Here is a 19,447-nt window from a genome sequence, read left to right as displayed (position 1 = left end):
TGTCCGAATCCGGCCAGGATCGGGGCCGGGATGGTTTACAGTCGCCCCATGCGCGTCGATTCCCCTCGCCTGCCGCGACGCATGCGGCGCGCCGGGCGCCGTGGCGCGCGCATGCCGCACGTGCGGCCCCTTCACGGAGAAATGTTGCGTTGACTCCCGCTCACCTGATTCCGAGCCCGCTGGGCGACATCGCGGTACGTATCGAGGACGATGCGCTGACGGGCCTCTACTTCGTCGGCCAGAAATACTTCCCGCCGGTTGCGATCGTGACCGAAGCGGACGCGCTCGCGACGCCACCGATCGCGCGCAAGGTCGCGGAAGAAATCGCCGAGTACTTCACCGGCACGCGCGAAACGTTCTCGGTGCCGATTCAACTGCGCGGCACCGCGTTTCAACGACGTGTATGGAAGGAACTGCTCGCGATTCCGTTCGGCGAACTCGTGACGTACGGTGACATCACCGAGCGCGTCGGATTGCCGATGAGCGGCGCGCGCGCGGTAGGCGGCGCGGTCGGGCGGAACCCGGTGTCGATCATGGTGCCGTGCCATCGCGTGGTCGGCGCATCGGGCAGCCTGACCGGTTATGCGGGCGGCATCGACCGCAAGCGTGCGCTGCTGTCGCTCGAAGGCGCGGGGTTCGAGCGCGGCACCGGCCGTCCGGCGCAGCAGACGCTCGCGTTCTGAGCGAGGGCGGGCCGCCGCGTCACGCGCTCAGCACGGGCCGGCGCGCTTCACGCTTCGCATACGCGCCGGGCGTCACGCGGAATTTCGCCTGGAACAGCGCGATGAACGACGACGTCGAGTCGTAGCCCAATTGCGCGGCCACCGCGCCGATCGGCTCGCCCGCCTCGAGCAGCGGCAGCGACGCCAGCAGCCGCACCGCCTGCCGCCATTCGGTGAACGACAGCCCCGTGTCCTGCCGGAACAGCCGCGACAGCGTCCGTCGCGTCGCACCGACCTGATGCCCCCATTCGTCGAGATTGCGCGTATCGCCCGGATACGCATGCAACGCACGCGCGATTTTCAGCAGACGCGGATCGCGCGGCAGCGGCACCGTCAGCGGCGCCGCCCGCATCCGTGCGATCCGGTCGGCGATCAGGCAGACGAGCGCACCGTCCGGCCCCGTCTCGTCGTAGTTCACCGGCAATTCGGCCGTGGCGATCACCAGCTCGCGCAGCAGCGGCGTCATGCAGAGGATCGCGCAATCGTCGTGCACGTCGTCACGCGCGATCGCCGCGTCGAGATACAGGCTGTGGAACGCGACACAATCGCGCGTCGACACCGCATGCGGCACGTGCGGCGGTATCCACATCGCATAGTGCGGCGGCAACAGCTGCCGGCCCGACGGCGTCGACACCTCGAGCACGCCGCTCGTCGCATACATCAGTTGCGCCCACGGATGACTGTGCGCGTCGACGCTCGCGTTGCCGGGAATCTCGAACGCACGCACATACAGCGGCCTCGGCAGGCGTGCCATCGGCGGCACCGCGTAAGGATCACCCGATTGTCCCGCCAGCAACATAAGACGTCCTCCGAAGGTCATTGCACGAACGAGCGCGATGCTACCGTGGCGGCTCTTCTTTCACACGGCTTCAGCCCATGAGCGCTCATACCCGCACCACCCGCAAGACCGTCACCGCGATCCGTTCGACCAAGGGCGTCGGCAGCCTCGTCTCGCTGACCGCCTACTCCGCGCCGATGGCGAAACTCGTCGACGAAGTGGCCGACGTGATCATCGTCGGCGACTCCGTCGGCATGGTGCTGTACGGGATGCCCGATACGCTGCGCGTCACGCTCGACATGATGATTGCACACGGCGCGGCCGTCGTACGCGGCGCCGCACAGGCATGCGTCGTCGTCGACCTGCCGTTCTCGACTTATCAGGAATCGCCGGCGCAAGCGTATCGCTCCGCCGCGCGCCTGCTCGCCGAAACCGGTGCGCAGGCCGTGAAGCTCGAAGGCGGCAGCGAGATGGCCGACACGATCCGCTTCCTGACCGAGCGCGGCCTCCCGGTGATGGCGCACGTCGGCCTCATGCCGCAGCAGGCCAACGCGACGGGCGGCTTCCGCGCGCAGGGGATGGACCCGCGCTCGGCCGCGCAGGTGTTCGACGCCGCGTGCTCGGCCGAACGGGCCGGCGCGTTCAGCGTCGTCATCGAAGGCACCGCCGAAGCGCTCGCGCGCCACCTGACCGAAACGCTGACGATCCCGACGATCGGCATCGGCGCATCGCCGGCGTGCGACGGGCAGGTGCTCGTGACCGAGGACATGATCGGCGCTTTCGATGCGTACACGCCGCGCTTCGTGAAGCGTTACGCCGATGCGAACACCGTGATGCGCGACGCGATCCGCCAGTATGCGCACGACGTGCGGCAACACGTGTTTCCGGAGCCCGCGCATTGCTTCGGATATGGCAAGCCGCTGCAGCTGATCGAAGCGGCCGACGCGGCCGACGCTGCCGCGTAATCGAATCGCGAGCGCATCGCGCACGCATCGCGAACCGTGCGATCGCTTCACGCGCGCTTGCGCATCGCATGCGTGACCCGCGCGTTCGCCTCGAATTTCGCGCGATGCGTCGAGAAGAACGTCCGCACGTTGCGGACGTTCGATGCGCCGGTGAACAGTCGCCGCGCGAATTCGTCGTATTCGGCGACGTCGGCCAGATCGGCCACCACGACGAAATCGGGCCCCGGCGACACGCGGTAGCACTGCGTGACCGCCGGCTCCGCGCACACGTACGCTTCGAACGCGTCGTAGTCTTCCGCCGTCTGCCGGTCGAGACTGATCTCGATCAGCGCGGTGACGGCCGTGCCGATCGCCACCGGGTCGAGCACCGCGACCTGCCGGCGGATCACGCCCGCCTCCGTCAGCCGCCGCACGCGGCGCATGCAGGTGGGCGGCGACGAGAGCGCGCGCTCGGCGAGTTGCAGGTTCGACACCGACGCGTCGTCCTGCAGGATCGCGAGAATGCGCAGGTCGAGATCGTCGAGGGTGATGCCGGCCATCGGCGGCTCCTTCCGGTCAGGGCGTGAAATTTAATTTCAACATGATAGACGATCCGCTATCCATTTCATTTATTCGTATATTTTGAAATTTAATTCCATCCGACGCCCTCTACCATCGCTCTCACTGATCCAGACAGGACATTTACGGAGCGCGATATGTGTGGAATTGTCGGGGCGGTCGCCCAGCGGGACATCCTGCCGAACCTGGTCGACGGCCTGAAGCGGCTCGAATACCGCGGTTACGATTCATGCGGTGTGGTGGTCTACCGCGACCGGGCGCTGGCGCGCGCCCGCAGTGTCGACCGCGTCGCGAACCTGCAGCGCGAGATCGCCGGGCAAGCGCTGTCGGGCTACACCGGCATCGCGCACACGCGCTGGGCCACGCATGGCGCGCCCGTCACGCTCAATGCGCATCCTCACTTTTCGCCGAGCGACGCGAACGCGCGCATCGCGCTGTCGCATAACGGGATCATCGAGAACTGCGATCAACTGCGCGCCGAACTGCAGGCGCAAGGCTACGTGTTCGCGAGCCAGACCGACAGCGAGGCGATCGCGCACCTGGTCGACCACCTGTACGACGGCGATCTGTTCGATGCGGTACGACGCGCGGTCGCGCGACTGCGCGGCAGCTATGCAATCGCGGTGATGTGCCGCGACGAGCCGCACCGGATCGTCGGCGCGCGCGACGGGATGCCGCTCGTCGTCGGTGTCGGTGAGGGCGAGAATTTTCTGGCGTCCGACGCGATTGCGCTGTCGGGGATCACCGATCGGATCGCGTACCTCGAGAACGGCGACGTTGCCGATATCCAGCTGCATCGCTACTGGATCGTCGATGCGAACGGCCAGCGCGTCGAGCGCGCGGTGCAGCGGGTCGCAGCGCATAGCGGCGCGGCCGATCTCGGGTCGTATCGCTACTACATGCAGAAGGAGATCTTCGAGCAGCCGCAGGCGGTGGCCGATACGCTGCTCGATGTGTCTTCGATCATGCCGGAGCTGTTCGGCGATGGTGCGTGGCGGGTCTTCAACGACGTCGATTCGGTGCTGTTGCTCGCATGCGGCGGGAGTTATCACGCGGCGCTCACGGCGAAGTACTGGATCGAGAGCATCGCGAAGCTGCCGGCCAGCGTGGAAATTGCAAGCGAGTTTCGTTATCGCGACAGTGTGCCGAATCCGCGCACGCTCGTCGTCGCGGTGTCGCAAAGCGGCGAGACGGCCGACGTGCTCGGCGCCGTGCATGTCGCGAAGCAAAGCGGGATGATGCATACGCTCGCGATCTGCAACGTTGCGACGAGCGCGTTGATGCGGGAATGTGCGCTGCAGTTCGTCACGCGCGCGGGAGTCGAGATCGGGGTGGCTTCGACGAAGGCCTTTACGACGCAGCTCGTCGCGCTGTTTCTGCTCACGCTATCGCTTGCGCAAGTGCGTGGACGGCTGAGCGACGACGCGGAGAAGGAACATCTGCGGGCGCTGCGGCATCTGCCCGATGCGATGTCGAAAGTGCTCGCACTGGAACCGCAGATCATGGCGTGGTCGGAACTGCTCGCGAGGCGCGACAACATGCTGTTTCTCGGGCGCGGGATGCATTATCCGATCGCGCTCGAGGGCGCGCTGAAGATGAAGGAGATTTCTTATATTCATGCGGAGGCTTATCCGGCCGGGGAGCTGAAGCATGGGCCGTTGGCGCTCGTCAGTAACGAGATGCCGGTGATTGCGGTCGCGCCGAATGACATGCTGCTCGAGAAACTCAGATCGAACATGCATGAGGTCAGTGCGCGGAATGGCCGGCTTTTTGTGTTTGCGGATGTGGACTGCGGGTTGGTGCCGGGGGATGGGATCGAGGTCATTCGGCTCAACGAATACTACGGGCCGCTTTCGCCGATTCTGCATACGGTGCCGATGCAACTGCTCGCGTATCACGCGGCGTTGGCGCGGGGGACGGATATCGATAAGCCGAGGAATCTGGCGAAGTCGGTGACGGTGGAGTGAGAGGGGACAGACAGGCGTTTTGCAACGAAATTCGGAATTCCGTTGCCTGCATCCTACAAAGAGATGCTCCGCCATGCGGACGGCGTTCTCCACAATGGATTGACGATATGGCCTATCGAGAAGCGCGCGGTGTTCAGGCAGACAATTTTCGAAGTAAATGCCGACCTTCGTGACTCATTCGACAATCGCTTTGTCTACTTTGGTCAACGCGACGAAGAGCTCTACGTCATCAATACAGGTACGCGGCGCTACTGTGCTATCGAATTTGTCGGTAAGCCTATCTGGGAAGAGTTTTCTGACGACAAGGAAATTTTCGAATTCATGCTTGAGCGTGCATGGGAATAATACAGGAACCCCATCCGAGGTTCCATCATCACCTGAACAACAGTAAGTTGGTGCGCTGCCGTGGTCACGGTCACATCATGAATATTCCTCAACGCCCCCATTCAAAATCAATCCGCGCGAACAAGCTGGTTTCCGTATCCACTTGCACAGGACCATACCGCAAAAAATCTTTTACGACTTCGGAATGTGGATGGCTCTTCTTCCTCCTAGGGTCTGAACTAAATACACTTATAGCCGGCTTAATTTTCTCCGCAATTCCATCAAACCAATTGTAACGAGAGCCATGATGCATCACCTGGAGCAGCACAATATTCTTGTTGCGCACCGGGCCCAAGTAGGTTTGTAGTTTTTTCAGCCGCTGAGCCGTGTTCAGGAAGCCATCTCCAGTATAGAGAACCGCCGCAGGCATTTTCGGATGGTAAATGACCCGATGTAATGACTCTATTGAGGGGATACGTTTCGCAACGAAAATTGGCCCCCACGGAACTGAGCTCACCCCTACAAGAGGCCCTGCGTACATAAACAAGGATATGAGATTTTGACGGAAACCACTCGTCCCAAACGCTTTGTATTTCTCCTTTAGATGGTCCAGGATATCTTGACGCTGTAGGTTGTTTGGTGCGAGGAGAAGTTTGTTTCGAAGCTTCGCAACCTCGGACCTGAAACGCGACGTGGCAATATGCGCCAACTCGCTATCGTTATAGAGAACAAACTCCCACACTCGAGAAACTGTGATTGCGGTTCCCGGTTGCATGTATTGCACGCGAATATTCGCCCGAGCCGCTTTCTGCGAGTCATTTGAATTGACAACATCCCCCTCGTCGTCGGGTGCCTCGTCCGTTACGTGAACTGTGACTGGCCACCGATATCGCCCGCCCTCCGGCAAGTCTTGGTTTTCGTCTGGTTTGGGAAAGTCCGGCTCATCGCCATCGTCAAAATCCGGCAGCTCAGGTGTTTCGCCGCCACCGCGCACGAACAGGATGCGTTCAACGCTCACGTCCCGCAGGCCCGCGACAAACGCTACCGGGTTCACCAGAAATTGCGTGAGCTGAGACCTATATGCCGCATCCGCCATAAACACGGTTGCGAGACGCTGCCACAAGGGAACGTAGGGCAGCACGAGTTCACGAATGTGAAACCTCGACAACAACATTACCAGCCCACTGATATGGTCATGGTCAAAGTGTGACACTGCCAGAAGGTCAATCACCGGGCGAGTATTCCCAATGGTTACCTTTTGCTCGAATTCCCGAATTGCCTGGTCCAAGAACCGCCTTGCGGAATTGGTCCCGCAGTCGTAAACCCATGTAAAACAATTTTGTCGTTCGTGCCGACCAAAATTGCCCAGCATTCCTGTACAAAATAATCCCTGACCGACTGCATGGAACTTCACGCGTGCGCTAACTCTGTATTTGACCATCAATCTTCCCCGCAACGTCAATTCTTACGCCAAGCGAACAGTCTCTGTACACGCTTGATACTTCATATTGGTGAAAATCAATCAACCTTGAATAAAAATGAAATGATAATTGTTCTTTGCAACCAATTCTCCCTTCACCTCGCACATCACTCCAGGCGCAAGTTGATTTTGGCAGGATATCTTGTGCGACCATGAGCCTGAACTCTTTTACTATATTGTGAAATTTTCGGCAATCACTCGTTCCAAACGCCTGACTCCGATTCAGCTCGCATTATCGACGTACTGACAGGCGTGGGCCGCGCTCCGTGGATTGACGACAAGCCACCAAGTTGCGACGTACACGACGTCATAGTGAAAATCAAAGTCCATTGTGGTCCCACGCTATCGTAGATTTTTTAACCGCGCTCTGCTCGGGCCGCGAGATTAGGCTATTAGATTGCAGAAGGCCGCGGCGCATACTTTGACGACGCCGGGTACGCCAGACATGTTCATTAACAGTACCCATACCCCCTCTCTGAGCCCAATTATTTCAAAATAGAGCATAAATCCCTGGATTGCATCAATCTCGGTGCACTGGTGGGTGCAAGGTTGCGCTTGTCATATTGCCTGCATAGGGTCTTCCCTATATGATTTTGCTCGGCTCTGAGGGGAGCCGACACAAGGAAAGCCAAATGGGAGCGCAGGACCTTATCGCGTTAATGAATGCCGGGGTATTCCAGTCTGACCGAATCGTGAAACTGGACACGCCCGCAGGACCGAATGTGCTGCTGCCGCATATCGTGGTGGGCACCGCTAGCCTCGGCGGTAATTTTGAGATAGCCGTCGATGTGGTTTCGCTGCAGGACTCGCTCGAGCTGAAATCACTCATCGCGCAGCCGGTCACCCTTTGGACTCAGCAGTCTGACAAGACCTACCGTCCACGACATGGGTACGTTCACACGGCCCGCCGGCTGGGTTCCGACGGGCGACTGGTCAGCCTGCAGCTGATTTTCTCGTCGTGGCTTCATTTCCTGAAGTTCCGCAAGGACGCACGGATATTCCAAGACCAGACGGTCGAGACCATTCTCGAAACAGTTTTTCAAGGTCATCCGCAGGCGCTTGGGGCCTTTCGCATCGATGTGCAGAAGCCTTCGCCGGCGCGCTCGTTCTGCGTGCAGTACGAAGACGACTGGAACTTCGTGCACCGGCTGATGGAGTCGGAGGGCTGGTTCTATTACTTCGAGCACGCCGACGACGGCAAATCTCATACCCTCGTCGTCACAGACGACCTGTATTCGCTCAAACCGCTTGAGCCTGAGCAACTCCGGTTCTATCGAGCTGGCGTCACGCGTCAGCCCGACGCGCTCGTGCACTGGTCGGGCACGCGAACTCTTCAGAGCACATCGTATTCGACAAGTACGTTCGACTATAAGAATCCCGAAGCGCGCAAGGAAAAGTCATTCCCTACCGTCGCAAACCAGGGCGACCTGCCGCAGCAGGCCGAGGTCTACGAGTACACCGGACCGTACACGTACCTGGAGGATGACCGCGGCGACCAGCTTACGAAGCTGAAGCTGGAGGAATGGGAGTCGCGCGCGAAACGATTCTACGCGGTAGGCAGCGCACCGAGCATTGATGTGGGGCACTGGTTCAGCTTGTTGGACCATCCAGAGCACGACCGGGATAGCGCCGAGGACCGCAAGTTCGTCGTCGTCGAAACGAACTGGTACATCCGCAACAATCTGCCGGTGGGCGAAAGTCGCCCCTACCCGCATAGTCTGGACGCCCGTCTTGCCGAGGTTCGCGATGCTCACGATGAGTCAGCGGCGGCATTCACTGTCAAGGACGCCATGGGCAGCGAGGGCTTCTTCCTCGTCGAGGTCGAAGCGCAGCGTCAGAAGGTGCCGTTTCGCAGCCCGCTCGAGCACCGGAAGCCCGTCATGCACCTGCAGACAGCGACCGTCGTTGGCCCTGGGAATGAGGAGGTCTACACCGATTCACTGAACCGCATCCTGGTGCGCATGCATTGGGACCGACGCGAGGGTCTTGGAGCAACATGCTGGGTCCGGGCCGCCTATTCCGACACGGGCGGCGGTTACGGCAGCGTGCATGTGCCGCGTGTCGGAGAAGAAGTCACCATCGATTGGGTCGGTGGGGATTGCGACCGCCCCATTGCGACAGGTCGCGTCTACAACGGGGCGACGCAGCCCCGCTGGCACTCGAATGGCATCCTTTCGGGCTTCAGCTCGAAGGAGTACGGCGGTGGGGGCTACAACCAACTTGTGATGGACGACGCGACGGGCCAGAACCGATTGCAACTCTTCTCGTCGCAAGCTAGCTCCATGCTCCACCTGGGATACCTGATTGCCCAGGACGGTAACGTTCGTGGTAGCTACCTGGGAAGCGGTTTCGACCTGCGTACTGACGCCTACGGCGCCATTCGCGCCAACCGCGGGCTATTCCTTACGACGCATCCCGGCTCGGGCGCCGCGACCCAACAGCTCGAGGTCCAGCAGGCTCAGCAGCAACTCGCCGGCGCGCACAACCTGGTCGAGTCGCTTTCCGATGTCAGCACCCAGCACCATGCCGAAAGCCTGAAAGCGGGCCGAGATGCGCTCAAGGATTTGGCGGACGCCGCGACCGACAATGTCCAAGGGCAAGGACCGGGCGGCGGTGGTCGCACGGCAGGTGGCGGTACTGGCTCAGCCAACGCATTTAAGAAACCCATTCTCCTGGCAGCAAGCCCGGCCGGCATCGCGCTATCGACGCAGCAGTCGGTGCACCTGGCCTGCGGGTCATGGGCAAGCTCAATGACAAAGGCAAGCTCAACAAGCTGTTCGAACTCAAGGCACGCGGTCACGGCATCGACGGCGTATGGCGTGCGGCACCATTCAGCAACCAGATGAAGGACTACGCCATCGTCGAAATGAAGGCATCGACGACGAAGCGCAAGCTGAAGGACCCGAATGCAAAGCATAGTATCTGGAGCAAACTCGGGACAATTAAGGATGAGGTGCGGCCCGCCGCAGACGACCTTCTCGAGCCGCCCGATGACGAGGGTCCCACTGTTCCCACTGGTGGTGGCTCAGGTAAGCCAGGGTCCGGCAAACCCACGTCTGGCGGAGGAGGTGGAAAACCTCCGAGCACCGGGGGAGGAAAGCCTGCCGCCAGTAGCGACGTCAAGGTCCAACGAAAGCCGCAAAACGAGGGTGCTGCTGCGCCAGGCGAAGCGGTTCCGACAACTGAGCCAGTGGCTCCGAAGGACCCGAAAGCCAGCATCGTCCAGATGAGCAACGCCTGGATTCTGAAGAATCTGCCGGAGGCCGTGTCGCGAGATATCGAGCTGTCTATTCTGAATGTAGGCTACTCGCGACATTTGTTGTATGTGCCGTTCTACCTCCCCTCGGCCGCGCAGCACGTCGAAGCGCTTGCGACGGGTGATGAACATGGACACGCCGACCACGACCTACCATTCACTCACCACTACAAGGACGGCGAGGTGGCTGAAGCGGTCAAGCGCAAAGCCGAGCGGCTAAAATCGCGTACCTGACACGAGATATTCGAAATGAGCGATTTTGATTCGAAGCGACGACAGCGTTTTCTAGGCGAGGACTACTTCAAGTGGCTGCTGGCCTCCTTTTCTGAAAACATCGCGAGTTGGGAAGACAGGCTGACCCCTATCGGCGATACTGAAAATGAGAGGAAGGCGCTGACCAGAGGCATTGTTGCCTCCGACAGCTATCGTCGCTTTCTGCTCATGTACACGGGCGGCGCGGACATCAGCCTGCTAAGAGACGAATTCGATTCGGTGGTCTCCGCATTCGAACAACTCACGATAGCCGAGCGCGTGCATCAGGCAGATGATCGGCAGCCGCCGCTCGCGTTCAGTGAAATCGGCGATTATGAGACCGCGATGCAGCTGATTGGCTTTTGCTACCTGCTGCATCGGCGTGACTTGCTGCCGCGCATCGTCGCAATGTTCGACCCGGCCTACCGCGGGAAGGACACACTATACGAAGACCTGCTCGCGTATGAACTCGAAGGGCGTGTTGACGTCGACAGCTGGTTTCACGATGTTCCGTATCGGCCGCTCGTCTTCAGCCTTTACCGCGAAGCGAAACAGGAATGTGTCGACGACATCACGCAATATCTCGAAGCCTGGTATCCGGGCATGGCCGCGGCGGTGTGGCATGACGGCCACCTCGAAGCACGGAAGGGCGACAAGGGGACGTACGTTGGCTATTGGGCAATCGAAGCCGCAGCGGTTGCGTATCTGCTGGAGCTGGACGACAGTTCCTTCCGGGACCATCTGCTGTATCCGAAGGACCTAGCCGACTTTGCGCGCAACTTCGACCCCGCGAAGGGGAATCCGCCAGCACTTCAGAACAACGGACCGAAGACAGTGCGTACCGGTCAGGTATGCCCGGAGACCGGTATCTGGAAAGCACAGGGCCACCATGTGCCTGGCGTGATGGTGCGACAGGGCGAGCGCATGCCAGAAGTGTTCGCTCCGGACCGGTCAGGTGCATACCGCTCCCAACCTGCGCTCTGGGAGTTTGAACGCAAGGCCTGACGCATAGACGAGTTCTCCAAGCCACACGCACAAATTTTGATGCGCGCGGTCTTGTCGAACTTAACACCTTACTTTGCGATGAGGAAACGGTCGCGACTCTTTGCGTCGCGAATCCAGAGCGGAGCGCGACCGCGCCCAGACCACATCTCGCCAGTCTTCGGACGGAGCCGCACACACCGAGGCTCTGTGCGAGGCCGGCCGTAACCGAAACTATTGGAAAAACGAGGGTACCGATATTCAAGACGTGCACGCAAACTCTGACCGGCTTGGGTGTGGCCGAGCAAGCCGAGGAAGTCATTGATTTTCCAATGAAATCTGCGTCAAACCAGAACTGATGGCGACGTGCAACTAAATCTAATGCAACTCAGCACGCGCTCAACTACAACCTCGTTTCGACAGAGCGCAAGCAACGCGCAAAGCAGGACACTCAATAATTGGTTTGCGCGCCCCGCCATCCGGTAATGCATACGCCGGAGGAGAATTCCCACGTCGTTGAACTCGACGAAAATCGACTACGTTCCGGGAAGCCGATATGTTCGCCTTTTAGCCGGGCCAGTCATCGACGGGGATGAACTGCATGTGCTTCGTTCCGGCGACAACAGTATCCAGGAATGCCGGGAACCCATCTGCTACACAGTACAGGTTGCCACATTCGGCCACCTCTGCGATATCCGGCTTGGCGGTGTCGTCGGCATGCAGATTGGTTCTATCCCAATAAAGAACTTTTCGAGCGTCGCCGAACTTCGCAAGCGCATAGTAATTTCCACCCGGATCATCGCCGATCACAACGAATTCACTCAGGAACCCGACCTCATCCATGACGCGCTCATTCTGCTCAATCAGATCAAAATTTTCATTACTGGCAGCGAGCCCGAACAACGACGAAAAAGAGATCACTCCATTATCGACGCCTGAGAAATCGAGATCGAGATAATCGGCGCCGCTGACGAACAAGCCGTTCCACTTCGCCAGAAAATCCGCATACTCGGCCGGAATACCGAAACCAATCCGGGATTCCAGCTCAGCGAAAAACGGCGCCGCGGGCTTTACACCATACAGAACTGGCACATTACCTCCTCAACACGACGGTCGATTTCACGATCGGGCAGCACCATACGCGATTGAAGCACCAACGGCCCTTGCAAGCAGTTTCTCATCCGATTCTCCCGCACCTCGGGAGGCGCGCCGGTTTGACCGACACCGAACCGGAACAGCAGGTCGGGTAGCGCTCGCTACAGCACTGATCGTTGCCACTTGTCCTTAAGATTGACAAATTCCTTTTTTCTCACCCTCCATTCGCCCGCGTCGTTCTTCATGGTGATTCGGAATATTGCCAACATCCCGACGGTTTGACGAATGATGAAAACCACCTCTCCGCCGGTGGCTTCCACGCCATCTTCAACGTCAGTTTCAGGATCGTAAGTCGGTGGATCAGAGCAACCCAAATCAATCAGACGACCTTGGCTTGCCTTATCCTGCAATGTCCATCTCTCGAAAATACCCAAAAGCGCCTTCCGAGCACAATCATCGACTTCCGATACGTCGAGCCCGCGCTCCAAGGCACTGCGCTTCTGCTTATAAAAATCCTTTTCCCAATGATTCATTTCCGACATGAACGATCTCAACGCCGTTCGCGACCGCACAAAATCATCATCGGTCATCTTCAATCTCTCATGATTGAGAATATCGCCCACAACCAGCCAGGGAGCCGGCAGCAAATCCGTCGATATTTTACCGTGCAGGGTCGGCGGGCCTTTGAGTCGGTCGCATGCTTGCGGAATGGGAAGCGCGCAACGAACAACAGGCGGCGCAACTTCGCTCCGCGCAAGTCTCTCGGAAATGTTCAATGAATTGGCACTGGCCGCGCGACGATCAAAGACAGGCCGCGGGCAAAAATACCGGTGACGTCCAATGTACACGCGACGCAGAGCGCTTTCATTTGGCACCAACATCAGCCGAACGGCGACAACAATCAGGCATCGCCTGACGGCACCCCTCCGGTCAATTCCCGGAGGCGGCCGAACCGGCCCGGACGAAATGATGCTCCATCCTCGTGCGCAGCACGCCATCGAGCGCGGCAAGTCGATCGCGCAGCCGAACCGCTTGCCCTTCCGTCATTTCCCCGAGAACGATCTTCTGCTCGAGAACGTCGCCACAACGGGCGATGGCCCACCGGTCGACCGTGGCGGTTTCACCTTCGAGTACGGCAGCCGCTGTCGACACGATGCCCGGATTCAATCCCGAAACGAGGTGAACCGTATGCGTGAGCGTGAAACCGGGAAGGAGGTGCGACCAGTCTTCACAGACAGTCTGGCGGGAAGCAGCGGTATCCTGGTGCATTATTGCTCCGGTTGAGTGGTTATCGAACCGGTGCCAGCCATGCTGCTCCCGTTTCGTTGCCGTAAATCGGCCGCATCGCCTCAAGGGCGTCCACCTTGCCCGGGAGGGCAGGTTGGCGTCGGATAACCCGACTCTGGATGCTTGGTTTCTCTCGTTCGACATTCCGAACGAGATTTCATTATATCGAAAAGCACGCGTAGCGCAAGAAGTGTCGGGAGAGCGGCACTTTAGCCGCATTACCTCACCGATCCAGCTCTTGTAAGCGAGGCGAAAGGAAGAGCTGTGTCAGTCCTCCTCACCGCCCTCCAACCACACGCGCCCCAAACACCCCGAAACCTACGCCCTCACGCGATATACCTGTTCTTGATCCGAATATCCCGCCCCTTGAACGGCCCCGTATCGTGCTCATGCACATGCACGACCACCTGTTTCGGATCGAACAACCTCGACACCTCACGAAAATCCTGGTTCACTCGCTTCATGCCCTCGACCATCTCGCCATGCAGCGCCGCATCGTCGAGCGGCATCGGCGCACTGCCCAACGCCCGTTCGAGATGGAGGTGCAGGAAACTCGTCAACTGCGCATCCTCGGTCGTCGCGAGCTGGAACGTGCTGATCGCGTCATGCAGCACCGGCGAAGCGGACAGAACCTGCTCGATGTCGGACGGGAACACTTTCGCGCCATAGAACGGCACGCTCGAATCGTTGCGGCCGTACACGAACAGGAACGGGAAATGGCTGGTCCGCGCGGCAAAATCCTGCAGGCGCATGCCATGTGCCGACAGACGCCTGTTCAGCTCGCGGAATCGATACGTCCCACCCGAATCGCGAATGTTGTACCGGATCTTCGGCGCGGCGCCCGACTGCCTTCCGATAGTCACCAGCAGTTCGCCATCGTCATTCGTTTCGATCACGTAATCGAGCGCGTTGTACTGGAAGATCATCGGCGGCGTATCGCGGCCGAACAGCTCGCGGCACAGCTCGGGCCGCGTGAGCAACGCACGCCGCAAGCCGATCGTCGTCGGCGTCTCGACGCCGATGTTGATCTCGAGGTCCGACGCGCCATACGACGAGATCACCGTGCTCGCCTTGCGCAGCAGATGGTCGCGCAACGCTTCCGACAACCCCTCCCCGCCGACGATGAAATCGATGTGGTACGCGCTCAGGTCGAGATCGCATTCGTCGACCACCGAGCGGATGAACGGCGGGTAGCCGAATATCAGGTACTGGTATTTCGGCCCGAACAGCTTCAGCGTGTTGATCAGCTTGGCCTTGTCGGGGCCGATCGACTTCATGATGCCGACGTCGACGAGCGACATCGACACGTTCATGCCGGTCGCCCACGGCCCGAGCGCAAAGCAGTTCAGCAGCATCTTGCCGGAGTCGCGGAACACCAGCTGATAGTTCAGTTGCAGGATGCGCTTGACGTCGCTGCGTTCGGCCGCGCTGCGCACCCAGTTGTTCGGCTGCCCCGTCGACCCCGACGATTCGTCGATGACGACACCCGACTTCGGAATGGCGCCACCGTAGCAGCGCTGCTCGATCGAATAGCGCTTGATGTAATTCTCCTTGGTCATGGCGGGCAGGTCCGACAGCCGCCATTTGCCGCCGGCCTTGTAGCCTTCGGCCTTCAGGAACTCGATGTAGGCCGGGCACGACGTGCTCGCCTTGAGGAACGCGACGCGGGCGCGCATACGGCCGACATAAGCCAGATAGGGCTGAAAAATCGGCGCGTTGAGGAATACGTAGAGACGTCCGTCGACGCTGATCACGCGGCGAAGGAACCAGAGCGTCCAGAGAACGGCTTCGAGAAAGAGGCGAATGAGCGTGTTCATGCGGATCTCGGCGAGTGAGACGGAACCGGCGCATCGACGAGGATGTCGGCGAGCGCCCTGCGTTGGCTTTGCGGCGGCGTACGCGAGTAGCCGACCTTGAACACGAGCCATGCGCGGTCGACTCCGGTATGCGCGCTGAACCACGCGGCGGCGTCGGGGTTCGTGACCAGGTTGCCGTACGGATGCAGGTACAGGCCGAGGCTCGTCAGCGCCAGCCAGAAGCGCAGCAGGAAGCGGCCCGACTCGATCGCCTTCTCCGGATTGAAGAAGTCGCCGCTCAACACGCCGATCGCCGGCACATGGCCGAGCTGCGACCGGTACCGGCGCTTGAAATAGAAGCGCGTCGGCTTGAACGTCAGAATCTTCGACAGACGCGCGGACATCCAGAACTCGGCGCGCGACAGGTTCATGCAGCGCCAGTCGAGACCGTCGCGATGCCGGGCAGTCGAGCGTTCCGTGAACCGAAACCAGGCCGTGATTTCATCGTGGTAGTCCGCGACGTTCATGTCATGGAACACGGCGTCGATGTTCGCCGCGATGATCGGCTCGATCCGTTCCGCACCCGACAGGTGCGTATATCGATGCCCCCATTCGTCGGCCAGCGCCGCCAGTTGCGTGACGGCGGCATCCGGCACCGGTGTCGGGTCCATCGAAATGCGCGACGTGCGGCGCGCCAGCATCAGCGCAGACGGATCGTCGCGCGACGCATCCGCGTGGGTGTTGGCGACGAGCCGCAACGCAGCGAACGGAATCAGCCCCGGCGGCGTCGGCCGGGACAGGATGGCCGCGAATTCCTGCACCGGGCGATGCAGTTGCCATTCGACGCGCAAGCCATGCGGTGCCGCGAGCAGATCGATCGCGTCGATGAACATGCCCATCGCGGACAGCAGGAACGCGCCGGTCGTGTCTTCTTTCGGCAGCGTGCGCGCGCCGTCGACGAACAGCTCGGCGCAATCGTCCGAGATCAGTTGCACCCGCCATGGCTGAACATTGTGCGGCGACGGTGCGTGTCGAGCCACGGACAGGATCGTGTGCCAGACAGTAAAGGTTTCCGTGGGAATCCCCGGCATATCTCGTGGCTTCCTTGTTGTTGTGCGGCTGATTGCCGTTGTGGCGCGAGAACCGGCCCCTCTCAAGACCGGGTGAAGCTGTGCGCATCTTACATGAGGGCCGAGGCAGCCTCATGGATGCACGGGCGGCAGATCGGCGGCGACGCAACTGTCCGCGCCCCGCAGCATCGTCCGCCGTCACATGCGGAGCCTCGTGGCCGGTCGAAGCTCCGCTCGAGAAACCCGCTACTTCGACAAATGCAGCTTCTTCGACACGACGATGCCGCTCGACTGACTCACCAGCGAGATGTCACGGATATCCATGTGCAACGTGGAGATCCTCGTCGTGATGTCGGTCGGCTCGTCGATACTCGGATCGGTATGCTCGGTTTGTTCCGTCAGGTAAGGCCGAACCAGCCGCCCGGAGAAAACGAGTGCGAATTCGCCACCCGCTCGTGCGTGCTCGGCGGGCGATAGCCGCATGCGGCTACGAATCGCGGTCTTTTTGCCTTGGCCAGAATCGAGTTCGATGATGTCGACGTGCTGGATGTACCCTTTCGCCTTCGCTTCGGGTGCAATCACGAGCCCGCGCCCTCGCGGCCCCGTCGTGACTTTTCCGAGCAGGATGCCCGCGCGGTCGTTGCGCTCTGCGTCGAACAAGTCGACGTCCAGCGTCAACAGGTGCCGGCGTGACGAGTACCTCAGCCCATACCGCACCGGCACCACGAACGTCACGTCACGATCCAGATCGACGGACGCCAGGTCCGGATTCGGGCCATGCCGGTCGACCGCGCTGGAGACCAGGCCGCGAACCCGGTCGGGCAACGAAGGTGAGTGGCTATTGATGTGCAGCTTCTTCAGCGCATCCCGGATTGCAACCGGGTCGTCGCCGGCTATCGGTCGTGCCGGCGACGTGTCGTGACTGACCGCCGACGCGATGCGCGCCGTGCCGTCCGCAGCCTCCGCCGCTGCATGCGCCGCGACCGGCGCCAGCATCATCGTCAGGGCGACGACGCACGCGAAGTTCGAGCGACCCAATGTGGATTTCCGGTAAAACACGACGAACTCCCGAGTTTCTTGCAGATCGATCAACGACGTGCACTATAGGGTGGAATGATCGGCAACGCACCCGCCGTTCGACATTCACGGACGGGCGGCGCGCCCATCATAGGTTCGTCGTCGGTACGGCGGCAGGTCAACGGACACACTACCGTGTTGCCCGGGCGACAACAACTGGCGGAAAACGCGCAGCGCGCCGTCAGGAATCCGCACACTCATCCCCGCCCGTCCTCGCGCCGATACTCCGCCGGCGCCTTCCCCACCAGCTTCCGGAAGTCGCGCGTGAAGTGCGCCTGATCGAAATACCCCAACGCCTGGGCCAGCTCCGCGAGATCGACCGCCTCGCCGCCCGCGAGCTTGTCCGCGGCTTCGTGCAGGCGATAACGACGGATCACCCATTTGGGCGTCACCCCGACATGGCTGGAAAAGAGCTGCTGCAACGTGCGTTCGCTCAACCCCGCACGCCCGGCCAGGTCGCGCACCTGCGTGAGCCCGATGTCCTGCTGCAGCATCTGCAAGATGGCATGAATACGCTCGACCTGCGGATCGGGCGGCGGCAGCACCCGCAACAGCAGCGCCTCGGCCGCCGCCACCATTCCGGCATCGTCCCCGGCGCCGAGCACGGCGGCTTCGGCTTCCGCATCGCCGCAGTCGAACAGCGTCGACACCGGCAGCACCTTGTCGGTCGTCAAATGCACCGGCTTGCCGAAAAACGCCCGGAACGCGCCCGGCCGGAACCGCATGCCGATCACCCTGCCGGCCCCCGCGAGCGTCGTCTCGAACGCCCCCGACACCACACCGAAGATCCCCGTCTGCCGCCGGTCGAACACCACATTCACGCACGGATATGGCAGTGTGCGCTGCACGTAAGGCGGCTGGCCGCGCAGATCCCATTCGACGATCCAGTGGTGATCCAGCACGCCGGCCAGTTCGGCTCGCGGGTAATAGCGATTGAGACGGAAGCGCTGATTGATCGCCTTCGGGCCGACCACGCCCTTGGGCGTGTCGGTCACGTTACGCAGGTCGGCCATGGTTGGGGAACCGGTGAGGTGAAGGCGCAATGATGCACCGCCACAGCGGGTTTTTCCAAGACGAGGGCGCGCAACCGTCCTACATTCGAATCCCTGCCGACGAACGCACCACCGGAGCCCGCCATGCCGCAAGACCGTCACCTGATCCTGTTCCATTCTCCGCGCAGCCGCTCGGCCGGCGTGCGGATGCTGCTCGAGGAACTGGGCGCCGCCTATGAATTACACGCGTTCGATCTCTCCACCGGAAAACACCGCGACGCCGAATACCTGCGCATCAATCCGCTGGGCAAGGTTCCCGCGCTGCGTCACGGCGACGTGATCGTCACCGAGCAGGCGGCCGTCTACATGTACGCGGCCGAACTGTATCCGGAAGCCGGCCTGTCGCCGGCGCCGGGCGATTCGCTGCGCGGCCCCTATCTGCGCTGGATGACGTTCTATGGTTCGTGTTTCGAGCCGGCCGTCGTCGACCGATCGATGAATCGCCCGCCCGCGGCCTACTCGACGTCGCCCTACGGCGACTTCGATACCGTCGTCGACACAATCGATGCGCAACTGGCGAAGGGGCCTTACCTGCTGGGCGAGCGCTTTACCGCCGTCGACGTGCTGTGGGGCTCGGCGCTGAACTGGACCACGATGTTCAAGCTGGTGCCCGAGACGCCGCACATTCGCGCCTACATCGACCGCGTGCTAACACGCCCGGCCATCCAGCGCGCGCAGGCGGCAGATGCCGCGCTGGCGGCGGAACAGGACAAGACCAAAGAGGCGGCCGCAGCGGCGGGGTAGTCCATTGGCGGGCCGACCTTGGCACCGGATCTGCCCGCCGCCC

Annotated in this window: 17 protein-coding genes, 2 pseudogenes and 1 riboswitch; of the genes and pseudogenes, 8 read left to right on the top strand and 11 right to left on the bottom strand. The window is 61.0% G+C overall.

The features are described from left to right. The first annotated feature begins 149 nt into the window (after positions 1-149). Entirely contained in the window at positions 150-683 is a 534-nt protein-coding gene (locus L810_RS19805; RefSeq protein ID WP_021160048.1) for a methylated-DNA--[protein]-cysteine S-methyltransferase, read from the top strand. A gap of 19 nt (positions 684-702) precedes the next feature. Here the strand turns inward: L810_RS19805 and L810_RS19800 are convergent, their stop codons facing one another. Next, entirely contained in the window at positions 703-1,521 is an 819-nt protein-coding gene (locus tag L810_RS19800) for an AraC family transcriptional regulator (protein WP_021160047.1), read from the bottom strand. A 77-nt stretch (positions 1,522-1,598) separates the two neighbouring features. Here L810_RS19800 and panB point away from each other — a divergent pair, with 77 nt between their 5' ends. Further along, a complete protein-coding gene (gene panB, locus L810_RS19795) occupies positions 1,599-2,465 on the top strand; it encodes a 3-methyl-2-oxobutanoate hydroxymethyltransferase (RefSeq protein ID WP_021160046.1) in 867 nt (288 codons plus the stop codon). Between the two features lie 47 nt (positions 2,466-2,512). Here panB and L810_RS19790 read toward each other — a convergent pair whose 3' ends face one another. Next, a complete protein-coding gene (locus L810_RS19790; protein ID WP_021160045.1) occupies positions 2,513-3,004 on the bottom strand; it encodes an Lrp/AsnC family transcriptional regulator in 492 nt (163 codons plus the stop codon). Positions 3,005-3,160: 156 nt separating this feature from the next. Between L810_RS19790 and glmS the strand changes: the two genes are divergently transcribed. Together glmS and L810_RS19780 are read left to right on the top strand one after the other, a co-directional pair. Beyond that, positions 3,161-4,990: a glutamine--fructose-6-phosphate transaminase (isomerizing) gene (gene glmS, locus L810_RS19785; protein ID WP_021160044.1), complete on the top strand. Its 1,830-nt coding sequence runs from the start codon at positions 3,161-3,163 to the stop codon at positions 4,988-4,990. 27 nt (positions 4,991-5,017) lie between these two features. Then, positions 5,018-5,335 (top strand): annotated as a pseudogene (locus L810_RS19780) (SMI1/KNR4 family protein); the annotation flags it as partial. A gap of 88 nt (positions 5,336-5,423) precedes the next feature. Here L810_RS19780 and L810_RS19775 read toward each other — a convergent pair. Then, positions 5,424-6,602 carry a hypothetical protein gene (locus tag L810_RS19775; RefSeq protein ID WP_155836309.1) on the bottom strand — a complete coding sequence of 393 codons (1,179 nt, stop codon included), beginning with the start codon at positions 6,600-6,602 and terminating at the stop codon, positions 5,424-5,426. Between the two features lie 824 nt (positions 6,603-7,426). On the opposite strand from L810_RS19775, the gene L810_RS19770 reads away from it, so the two are divergent. From L810_RS19770 to L810_RS19760, 3 genes are read left to right on the top strand one after another with little or no spacing between them, the layout of a single operon-like run. Further along, the gene (locus L810_RS19770; protein ID WP_021160042.1) at positions 7,427-9,640 is read left to right on the top strand and encodes a type VI secretion system Vgr family protein; all 2,214 of its coding nucleotides are present in this window, start codon (positions 7,427-7,429) and stop codon (positions 9,638-9,640) included. Next, a complete protein-coding gene (locus L810_RS45415) occupies positions 9,532-10,284 on the top strand; it encodes a hypothetical protein (protein WP_179945677.1) in 753 nt (250 codons plus the stop codon). The genes L810_RS19770 and L810_RS45415 overlap by 109 nt, the downstream gene beginning before the upstream one ends. Positions 10,285-10,299: 15 nt before the next feature. Continuing rightward, complete coding sequence (locus L810_RS19760; protein ID WP_042975409.1) at positions 10,300-11,307, top strand: PoNe immunity protein domain-containing protein; 1,008 nt, start codon at positions 10,300-10,302, stop codon at positions 11,305-11,307. 68 nt (positions 11,308-11,375) lie between these two features. On the opposite strand, the pseudogene L810_RS45410 reads toward L810_RS19760, so the two are convergent. From L810_RS45410 to L810_RS19725, 8 genes and pseudogenes are all read right to left on the bottom strand, one after another. Next, positions 11,376-11,468: pseudogene (locus L810_RS45410) on the bottom strand (H-NS family nucleoid-associated regulatory protein); the annotation flags it as partial. 382 nt (positions 11,469-11,850) lie between these two features. Continuing rightward, positions 11,851-12,375 carry an SMI1/KNR4 family protein gene (locus tag L810_RS19755; protein WP_021160039.1) on the bottom strand — a complete coding sequence of 175 codons (525 nt, stop codon included), beginning with the start codon at positions 12,373-12,375 and terminating at the stop codon, positions 11,851-11,853. Positions 12,376-12,539: 164 nt separating this feature from the next. Further along, the gene (locus L810_RS47350; RefSeq protein ID WP_162175293.1) at positions 12,540-13,154 is read right to left on the bottom strand and encodes an NTF2 fold immunity protein; all 615 of its coding nucleotides are present in this window, start codon (positions 13,152-13,154) and stop codon (positions 12,540-12,542) included. A 154-nt stretch (positions 13,155-13,308) separates the two neighbouring features. Then, positions 13,309-13,647 carry a hypothetical protein gene (locus L810_RS47345; protein WP_021160038.1) on the bottom strand — a complete coding sequence of 113 codons (339 nt, stop codon included), beginning with the start codon at positions 13,645-13,647 and terminating at the stop codon, positions 13,309-13,311. A gap of 42 nt (positions 13,648-13,689) precedes the next feature. After that, a riboswitch (SAM-I-IV-variant riboswitch) is annotated at positions 13,690-13,793 on the bottom strand. Between the two features lie 198 nt (positions 13,794-13,991). Further along, positions 13,992-15,482 carry a phenylacetate--CoA ligase family protein gene (locus L810_RS49140; protein WP_021160037.1) on the bottom strand — a complete coding sequence of 497 codons (1,491 nt, stop codon included), beginning with the start codon at positions 15,480-15,482 and terminating at the stop codon, positions 13,992-13,994. After that, complete coding sequence (locus L810_RS19735; protein WP_257008912.1) at positions 15,479-16,618, bottom strand: nitroreductase family protein; 1,140 nt, start codon at positions 16,616-16,618, stop codon at positions 15,479-15,481. The genes L810_RS49140 and L810_RS19735 overlap by 4 nt, the downstream gene beginning before the upstream one ends. Before the next feature lie 159 nt (positions 16,619-16,777). Continuing rightward, a complete protein-coding gene (locus tag L810_RS19730; protein ID WP_042975427.1) occupies positions 16,778-17,590 on the bottom strand; it encodes a hypothetical protein in 813 nt (270 codons plus the stop codon). A gap of 215 nt (positions 17,591-17,805) precedes the next feature. Continuing rightward, positions 17,806-18,621 (bottom strand): helix-turn-helix domain-containing protein, encoded by an 816-nt coding sequence (locus L810_RS19725; RefSeq protein ID WP_021160034.1) that lies wholly within the window; start codon positions 18,619-18,621, stop codon positions 17,806-17,808. A 123-nt stretch (positions 18,622-18,744) separates the two neighbouring features. Between L810_RS19725 and L810_RS19720 the strand changes: the two genes are divergently transcribed. Continuing rightward, the gene (locus L810_RS19720; protein ID WP_021160033.1) at positions 18,745-19,404 is read left to right on the top strand and encodes a glutathione S-transferase family protein; all 660 of its coding nucleotides are present in this window, start codon (positions 18,745-18,747) and stop codon (positions 19,402-19,404) included. The last annotated feature ends 43 nt before the right edge of the window (positions 19,405-19,447 follow it).

Source organism: Burkholderia sp. AU4i (assembly GCF_000466765.1).
GTDB classification, from domain to species: domain Bacteria; phylum Pseudomonadota; class Gammaproteobacteria; order Burkholderiales; family Burkholderiaceae; genus Burkholderia; species Burkholderia cepacia.
Note: the sequence above shows the minus strand (reverse complement) of the source record. Positions and strands in the feature narration are given on the sequence as shown.